The sequence below is a fragment of the Caballeronia choica genome, from assembly GCF_001544535.1.
Classification (GTDB): domain Bacteria; phylum Pseudomonadota; class Gammaproteobacteria; order Burkholderiales; family Burkholderiaceae; genus Caballeronia; species Caballeronia choica.
The window spans coordinates 1-6,972 of sequence record NZ_FCON02000255.1 but is presented as its reverse complement, the minus strand read 5'-3'; the positions used below and the strand labels follow the sequence as shown (position 1 = coordinate 6,972).

The following is a 6,972-nucleotide window of genomic DNA, read 5'->3' as shown; positions in this document are numbered from 1 at the left end:
TTGCTTACTTTCTTTGCAGCAGCAAAGAAAGTGAGTCCCGCCCCGGACAGGGGCAGAGCAAATAAACCAAAAACAAAACAAGTTCCATAGGAGCACAAGCGCATCAAACGGTGTAAACACCCACACCCCCACCTCCACCCCCAACCCAAGCGCCAGCGACCATCACCCCCATATCAGCAACTCCGCAGCCGTAGGCTCATACCCATTACAAGGATTGTTCAACTGCGGACAGTTCGAAATCAGCACGATCACATCCATCTCCGCCCGCAGCTCGACATATTTCCCCGGCGCGGAAATGCCGTCCTCGAAAGTCAGTCCGCCTTCAGCCGTCACCGGCACATTCATGAAAAAATTGACATTGGGACTCAGGTCGCGCTTCGACAAGCGCCCGTCGTGCGCGCAGGCACGCAGAAAATTATCGCGGCAACTATGCATGTAGCGTTTCTCCAGCGCATACCGCACCGTATTGCTCTCCTGTGCGCAAGCGCCGCCAAGCGTGTCATGCCGGCCGCACGTGTCCGCGACGATCGTCAGCATCGGATTGCCAAGGTTCGAATACAGCACGGTGCCGGTCGTCAGATAAAGACTCCGCTGGCGTCGCAGCGTGCGTTGCGGATCGAACCGTTCGCGCGGATTGTCAAGGCTGTAGAAGAGCGTATCCACCGCCTGGTTGCCTTCGATATCGCGAATGCGCAGCGTCTGGCCCGCCTTCAGTTCCTTGAGCCACGGTTCGCCCGCGGCAAGCGTCTCGCGATGGATCGCGTCTTCCGGCTTGCGGTCGCTGGCGGTAAGAAAGGTCGTCATGTTCTCGTTCTCCGCTCAAAGAAAAAAGCGATCGGTATTGATGAAGCCGCGCACGTTCTCCTCGCACGACGTGCGGCAGAGTTCCGCGACTTCCCGGTCGGCCTTGCTCAACGCGAGCTTCACCGGCTTCGGTGCGTACTCGGGGTTCGGGTCGAGTGGATGCTGGATCGCGGTGAGCACGACGAGCGTGTTCATCGGCGCATAGAGGTCGACATAGTCGCCCGCCTTCGAATTGCCGCTGACGAAGTTCAGTGCGCCTGCATCGGTGACATCGACGCGGCTGAAGAGGTTGAGCGTCATCAGGAGGTCGGAGAGCCCGAGGTTCCACTTGCCGAGTTCGACGAGCAGGTTGTCGGTGCCGTTGCGATGGAACGCGTTGCGCAATTCCTGATAGCGGCCCGCACCGTACTTCTCGCTCACTTCACCGGCGTTCGATACGCCGCCAAGGCTGTCGTGCCAGCCGCACGTATCCGCGACGATCGCGGCGAGCACCCGGCCCATGTCGGAGTAGAGGCAGTGGCCGGCGGTGAGCTTCGCGGTGTGCTGGCACTTGAGCGTGTCGGGCAGGTTCAGGCGTTCGCTCTTTTCGGCGGCGTTGAAGAGCATCAGGCTGACGTTGGCGCCGCCGCGTACGTCGGTGAGCCGCAACGATTGGCCTCGCTTGACGATCAGCGACGCGTGTCCGCCGCCGGGTACGGTTTCTTCGAGTAGCAATTCCATCGTGTGTTTTCCTTTAAGCGGCGACCGTGTCGGCGCGCGCGGCGCCTTCGACGGCAGCCCGCGCCACATGGATCGACGACGCCGCGTCGCGGCTGTGATCGAGCGGTATGTTGTAGGTGATGCGTGCGCCATAGGCGCCGGGCGCCTGGCTGTCGACACGGACCTTGTCGAAGACGAGCACGCGGCTGCCGAGCGTGAAGCCTTCCTTCAGGTCGTGCGTGACCATGAAGATCGTCAGGCCCGACTCGCGCCAGAGCTTGAGCAGCAGTTCGTGCATGTCCTTGCGGATGCCGGGGTCGAGTGCGCCGAACGGCTCGTCGAGCAACAGGATGCGCGGCTTCATCATCAGCGCCTGCGCGATCGCGAGTCGCTGCTGCATGCCGCCCGACAGCTGATGCGGATACTTGTCGAGCGCGGCGGCGAGGCCCACGCGCTCGAGCATCGCTACCGCTTCGTCCTGTGCCGCACGGCGGCGCGCGCCGAACAGCCGTCCGGTGAACTTCGCCTGCGGCAGTTCGAGCCCGAGCAGCACGTTGCGCATGACGCTCAGGTGCTCGAAGACCGAATAGCGCTGGAACACGACGCCGCGATGCGCGTCCGGTTCCTCCGGCAGCGGTTGCCCGTCGAGCAGGATCTCGCCGCGCGTCACGCGCTCCTGACCGAGCAGGAGCCGCAGGAACGTGGACTTGCCGCAACCCGACGCCCCGACCATCGAACAGAATTCGCCTTCGCCGATCTTCAGGTTCAGCCGTTCGAGTACGACCTGGTCGCCGTATTCCTTCCACACGTTGCGTACTTCGATCATCGCGCGCCTCCGCCGTACCAGGGAAATGCCCACTGCGTGATGCGGCGCAGGCCTTCGTCGATGAGCCACGCAAGCAGCGTGATCCACGCGACGTAAGGCAGGATCACGTCCATCGCGAGATAGCGGCGCACGAGAAAGATGCGATAGCCGAGCCCGTCGACCGAAGCGATCGCTTCCGCCGCGATCAGGAAGAGCCACGCGGAACAGAGTGCAAGACGCAGCGCGACCAGGAGTCGCGGCATCAACTGCGGCACGATGACGCGCAGCATCAGCGTCCAGCTGGTCGCGCCGAGCGTTTGCGCCTTGACCCACAGTTCGTTCGGGATCTCGCGGGCACGTTGCTGCAAATCGCGGATCATCATCGGCGTGATGCCGATCACGATCAGCACCACCTTCGACAGCTCATCGAGGCCGAACACGATAAAGAGGATCGGCAGCACCGCGAGCGGCGGGATCATCGATATCACGGTGATGAAAGGCGAGAGCGTCGCGGTGACGAGCGGGATGCTGCCCGTCACGATGCCCGCGACCAGCGCGATCACTGCGCTGATGACGAGCCCGATGCCCAGGCGCTTGAGGCTTGCCGCGGTATCGGCCCACAACAGATACTGGCCGGTGCGCTTGTCCTCCGTGAACGCGAACTGATGGATCGCGTCGCCCATCTGTACGGCGCTCGGCAGCACTTTGTCGTCGGGGTTGTCCTTCAGACGCAGCGACGAGCTGGTGAAGTACACCGCCACCAGCACGATGAACGGCATCAGCAGCAGCATCAGCGCGCCGCCTCGGGTCGGGTGTCGGTTGATGAGTCGCATCGGGCGGCCTCTTGGGTGGGTTTAAAGCTTGCCTTCGGCGGCCATGCGCACATAGGTCGGATCGAAGCGCAGCTTCACGTTGCTCTTGCTGCCGATCACGACGCCGTTGTCGAACGCCATGCCGACCGCATCCGCGCTCGGCGCACCTTGCCCGAGCAGGCCGTGGTCGAACGAGAATCTGGCGACGCGGGTCATCGTGCGCGGCAGGTTCGGGCTGGTCGCGAAGTCGAGTGCGGCCTTGGGCGTATAGAAGAGGGCGGTGGTCGAGAGCTGGCCCTTGAAGCCGGCGAGGTCGGTGCCGGAGGCCTTGGCCATCGCGTTCATCGCAGTGGTGCTGTCGGGAGTCGTCGAATGCATCAGCGACACCATCTCGAACCACGCGCCCGTGAGTGCCTTGCCGAGCGCCGGGTTCTCTTGCAGCGTCTTCGTGTTGACGACCATCATGTCCATGATCTCGCCGGGAATCTTGCTGGAATCGAAGACTTCAGTGACGTTCGGCTGAGCCTTCAGGTCGGCGAGCATCGGGTTCCAGGTGACGGCCTGCTTGACGGCCGGCGTCGCGAACGCAGCGGAGATGTCGGCGTCAGACGTATTCACCACCTTGAGGTCGCGCTCGCTCATGCCCGCGGATTCGAGTGCGCGGGCGAGCAGGTAATGCGACACGGAGAACTGCACGAGATTGATCTGCTGGCCTTTCAGGTCGGCGACCTTCTTACCCTTGCCCTTGATCAGCACGCCGTCGTTGCCGTTCGAATAGTCGCTGACGATGAGTGCCGTCGAGTCGACGCCGCCTGCCGCCGGAATGGTCAGCGCGTCCATGTTGGTCATGGCGCAACCGTCGAACTTGCCGGCCGTGTATTGGTTGATCGACTCGATGTAGTCGTTCAACTGGACAACGTCAACGTTGATGCCGTACTTCTTGGCCCACTTGGAGACGATGCCCTGCGTCTTCGCTTCGCCCCATGGCATCCAGCCCGCATAGATGGTCCAGCAGACCTTGAAGTCCTGGCGACCGGCGGCGAACGACGGGGATGACGCGAACGTAGCGAGGGAAAGTGCGGCGATGCCGAGAAGGCGGGATAGCTTGCGCATGAGGTTGGCCTCGAAGGGACGGTTAGCGGCGGCAGGAGCGGCGCGACTCATCGATCGCGTTCTCTCCCGGGCTTTTATCCCGCCGTGTAACCTCGAAGCACCCTTGAGGTCGACAACTCTCGGACCAGCATCCATCGCATCTGACATGCGGTGGACCGGAACCCTAGTCGTCCATTTCCAGATTGTCTTGCTAAACCGGTATGCGCCGGCTCCTTGCAGGGCTTTCTATAGCGATTAGCGTGCCAGGGGCGAAAGCCTTGTATTTGCTTGGCCCAAGGCCGGGTCATGCACGAACTTGATGCGCGCGACACTAACCGGCAGGCATGGACGCACAAGCGCGGTGCAGACCTGGCGCGCCCACTTCGTCCATGTGCGTTCGGGTTGCAGTCGCTCCACGTGACCGATCAGGAACTCGGTGAACACGCGAATCTTGGCGGGCTGCGGCCCGAGTCGATCGGGCCGTATCGCATGCGACGAAGACTTCGATCACGAGCCGGAATAGATGCTGCAAAAGCTGACCGGACCGACGCATTGGCCAGGCGTCATGCGCGGCGCACTCGCGCTTGCGCTCGAACCGGCCGATACGCCGCCGTAAGCGGTAGCCGCCGGATCGCGATGCGAAGCCTGGTTCTGGTAGCTGGGGCTGACGTCGGGATACGACGCATCGGTGACGAGCCGGGAGCCGTTCTGTTCGGCGGCGATGAGTTGCTCGCGGACTTCGGCGCGCGTGAGTCCTTGAGCAAAGGCACCCGACGAAACGAGCAGGGCGGCGGACAAGGCAAAGAGGGCAACGGTCTTCATTTTCGACTCCATCAAGTCAAGGGGTGGTACATGCATTACCGGCCGCGTCGTCGATCTATTCCGAATGACAGCAATTAAATCGAAGACGCGTAATGCACGCGTAAAGAAGGTGTCCGTTGAGCGGAACAAAAACGCGCGCCATGGCTTTGGCGTCATTGCATATCGAGAACGAATCAACGGGGTCGGAAATGAACATGTGCGGGAGCGTGACGATGGCAGGCGATTCAGGCACGCAGCGCAAGCAAGCCCATTCCCGACAATGCCGCGCTCATTCAACGCTAATTCTTCGGCGCTATTCTTCTGGCGTGGCGTGGCGTGGCGTGGCGTGGCGTGGCGTGCGGTTGACGGTGTTTTTCGTGCGTGACCGTCGAGCGTTCTATCGCGAACCTTGCCTGCGATATCGAACACGCTCGCCTTGATCGAGCCGCGTAGAATCCGAAGGCCATTCCATTCACATTCAGACATGCCATCCAGATGATCAAATCGCTGAGGAATCAATTGATCGTGGCGCTTGGCTTGCTTGTCAGCGTCATCGGCGTGATCCAGGGCGTGAGTTCCTACCAGCTCTGCAGGAACGGCATGGGCGCGCTGCTTGACCTGCGCATGGAGCAGGTGGCCGCACGCATGCGCGACGGCTTTGCGGAAGGCATACCGGCTATCGTCGCACGCGGTTCGCAGGACGCGCGCGATATCGTCCTGACGGTATGGAAGGCGGACTCCGACGCGCCGTTTCGCTCGACCGATCCATCGCTGTTGCTGCCGCGAACCGCGCCGGACGGATTCACGACTTCGACTGTCAACGGCGAAGCGTGGCGCATCTATACGTTGCAGCAGCCGGCGACGACGATCCAGGTGGCGCAACGCCTGTCGGTGCGCAGGGACCTGGAAGAAGCGACCGCGACCAAGACGCTCTGGCCGATTCTCGTGCTGCTGCCGCTCGTCTGGATCGCGGTGGCGCTCGTCGTGCAGCGCTCGCTGCGCGAACTCAACCGGCTTGGCAGCGAGGTGCAGGCGATCGATGCGGGCCACCTGCAGCCATTGCCGACCGTCGGCGTGCCGGCCGAACTCGATCCCTTCATCCATTCGATCAATCGGATGATCGAGCGCCTCGCGCAGTCTATCGACGCGGAGCGAAAGTTCATCGACGATGCCGCGCATGAATTGCGCACGCCGCTCACCGCGCTGCAATTGCAGGCCGACAACCTCCAGCGCGACATCGCGCCCGGCAACCAGGAGCGCTTTCGCGAATTGCGCGCCGGCATTGCGAGGAGCGGCAGCCTGATCACGCAACTGTTGCGGCTTGCACGCGCCGATGCGCCGTTGAACGGTGGCGCGCTTGCACGGGTGGACGTTGCCGCTGTCGTCAGGGGCGCGGTGGCTGATGTGCTGCCGATCGCGCTACAGCGCGGGCTCGATATCGGCGCGCAGGAGATGGTGAGTGCGCACGTGCGCGCGATCGAAGCGGATATCGGCATCGCGGTGAGGAATTTGATTGGCAATGCGGTGCGTTATACGCCTGACGGCGGCACGATCGACTTGCGGATGCGGCTGGTGGATCGCATGGTATGCGTCGAGGTGATCGATACCGGGCCGGGGATTGATGAGGCAGTTCTGCCGCGGGTGTTCGATCGGTTTTTTCGCGCGAATTCGGATATCGAAGGCAGTGGGTTGGGGCTTTCTATCGTCAAGGCGATTGCCGTTCGGTACGGTGGAAGCGTGGCGCTCGAGAATCGTGATGATGGACCGACGGGGATCGTCGTGGGGATCTGTTTTCCTGTTGAGGAGGAGGGTTTGGGGGAGTAGGGGTGGGGTGTGGTTTACGCCGTTTGATGTTGATGCGCTTCCATGGAACTTGTTTTGATTTTGGTTTATTAGCTCTGCCCCTGTCCGGGGCGGGACTCACTTTCTTTGCTGCTGCAAAGAAAGTAAGCAAAGAAA

At 62.1% G+C, this 6,972-nt stretch carries 7 protein-coding genes and 1 riboswitch; of the genes, 1 reads left to right on the top strand and 6 read right to left on the bottom strand.

Annotated elements, in window-relative coordinates:
* Window positions 1-162: 162 nt before the first annotated feature.
* The 6 genes from AWB68_RS41580 to AWB68_RS41555 all read right to left on the bottom strand — a co-directional run bounded on the left by AWB68_RS41580 (window position 163) and on the right by AWB68_RS41555 (window position 5,034).
* Window positions 163-804: an urea amidolyase associated protein UAAP2 gene (locus AWB68_RS41580; protein ID WP_087649974.1), complete on the bottom strand. Its 642-nt coding sequence runs from the start codon at window positions 802-804 to the stop codon at window positions 163-165.
* Window positions 805-819: 15 nt separating this feature from the next.
* Complete coding sequence (locus tag AWB68_RS41575) at window positions 820-1,524, bottom strand: urea amidolyase associated protein UAAP1 (RefSeq protein WP_087649973.1); 705 nt, start codon at window positions 1,522-1,524, stop codon at window positions 820-822.
* A 13-nt stretch (window positions 1,525-1,537) separates the two neighbouring features.
* A complete protein-coding gene (locus AWB68_RS41570) occupies window positions 1,538-2,329 on the bottom strand; it encodes an ABC transporter ATP-binding protein (RefSeq protein ID WP_087649972.1) in 792 nt (263 codons plus the stop codon).
* Entirely contained in the window at window positions 2,326-3,141 is an 816-nt protein-coding gene (locus tag AWB68_RS41565) for an ABC transporter permease (protein ID WP_087649971.1), read from the bottom strand. The genes AWB68_RS41570 and AWB68_RS41565 overlap by 4 nt, the downstream gene beginning before the upstream one ends.
* 21 nt (window positions 3,142-3,162) lie before the next feature.
* Window positions 3,163-4,233, bottom strand: coding sequence for a putative urea ABC transporter substrate-binding protein (locus AWB68_RS41560; protein ID WP_087649970.1), 1,071 nt, complete (start codon window positions 4,231-4,233; stop codon window positions 3,163-3,165).
* A gap of 61 nt (window positions 4,234-4,294) precedes the next feature.
* Window positions 4,295-4,411, bottom strand: a riboswitch (guanidine-I (ykkC/yxkD leader).
* Window positions 4,412-4,719: 308 nt separating this feature from the next.
* A complete protein-coding gene (locus AWB68_RS41555; protein WP_087649969.1) occupies window positions 4,720-5,034 on the bottom strand; it encodes a DUF4148 domain-containing protein in 315 nt (104 codons plus the stop codon).
* 474 nt (window positions 5,035-5,508) lie between these two features.
* Here AWB68_RS41555 and AWB68_RS41550 point away from each other — a divergent pair, with 474 nt between their 5' ends.
* Window positions 5,509-6,837: an ATP-binding protein gene (locus AWB68_RS41550; RefSeq protein WP_087649968.1), complete on the top strand. Its 1,329-nt coding sequence runs from the start codon at window positions 5,509-5,511 to the stop codon at window positions 6,835-6,837.
* Window positions 6,838-6,972 lie beyond the last annotated feature (135 nt).

Excerpts from the sequence above, each read along its gene's own strand:
- AWB68_RS41570 (WP_087649972.1), bottom strand. The coding sequence starts at position 2,329 with ATGATCGAAGTACGCAACGTGTGGAAGGAATACGGCGACCAGGTCGTA.
- AWB68_RS41575 (WP_087649973.1), bottom strand. The coding sequence starts at position 1,524 with ATGGAATTGCTACTCGAAGAAACCGTACCCGGCGGCGGACACGCGTCG.
- AWB68_RS41560 (WP_087649970.1), bottom strand. The coding sequence starts at position 4,233 with ATGCGCAAGCTATCCCGCCTTCTCGGCATCGCCGCACTTTCCCTCGCT.
- AWB68_RS41550 (WP_087649968.1), top strand. The coding sequence starts at position 5,509 with ATGATCAAATCGCTGAGGAATCAATTGATCGTGGCGCTTGGCTTGCTT.
- AWB68_RS41565 (WP_087649971.1), bottom strand. The coding sequence starts at position 3,141 with ATGCGACTCATCAACCGACACCCGACCCGAGGCGGCGCGCTGATGCTG.
- AWB68_RS41580 (WP_087649974.1), bottom strand. The coding sequence starts at position 804 with ATGACGACCTTTCTTACCGCCAGCGACCGCAAGCCGGAAGACGCGATC.
- AWB68_RS41555 (WP_087649969.1), bottom strand. The coding sequence starts at position 5,034 with ATGAAGACCGTTGCCCTCTTTGCCTTGTCCGCCGCCCTGCTCGTTTCG.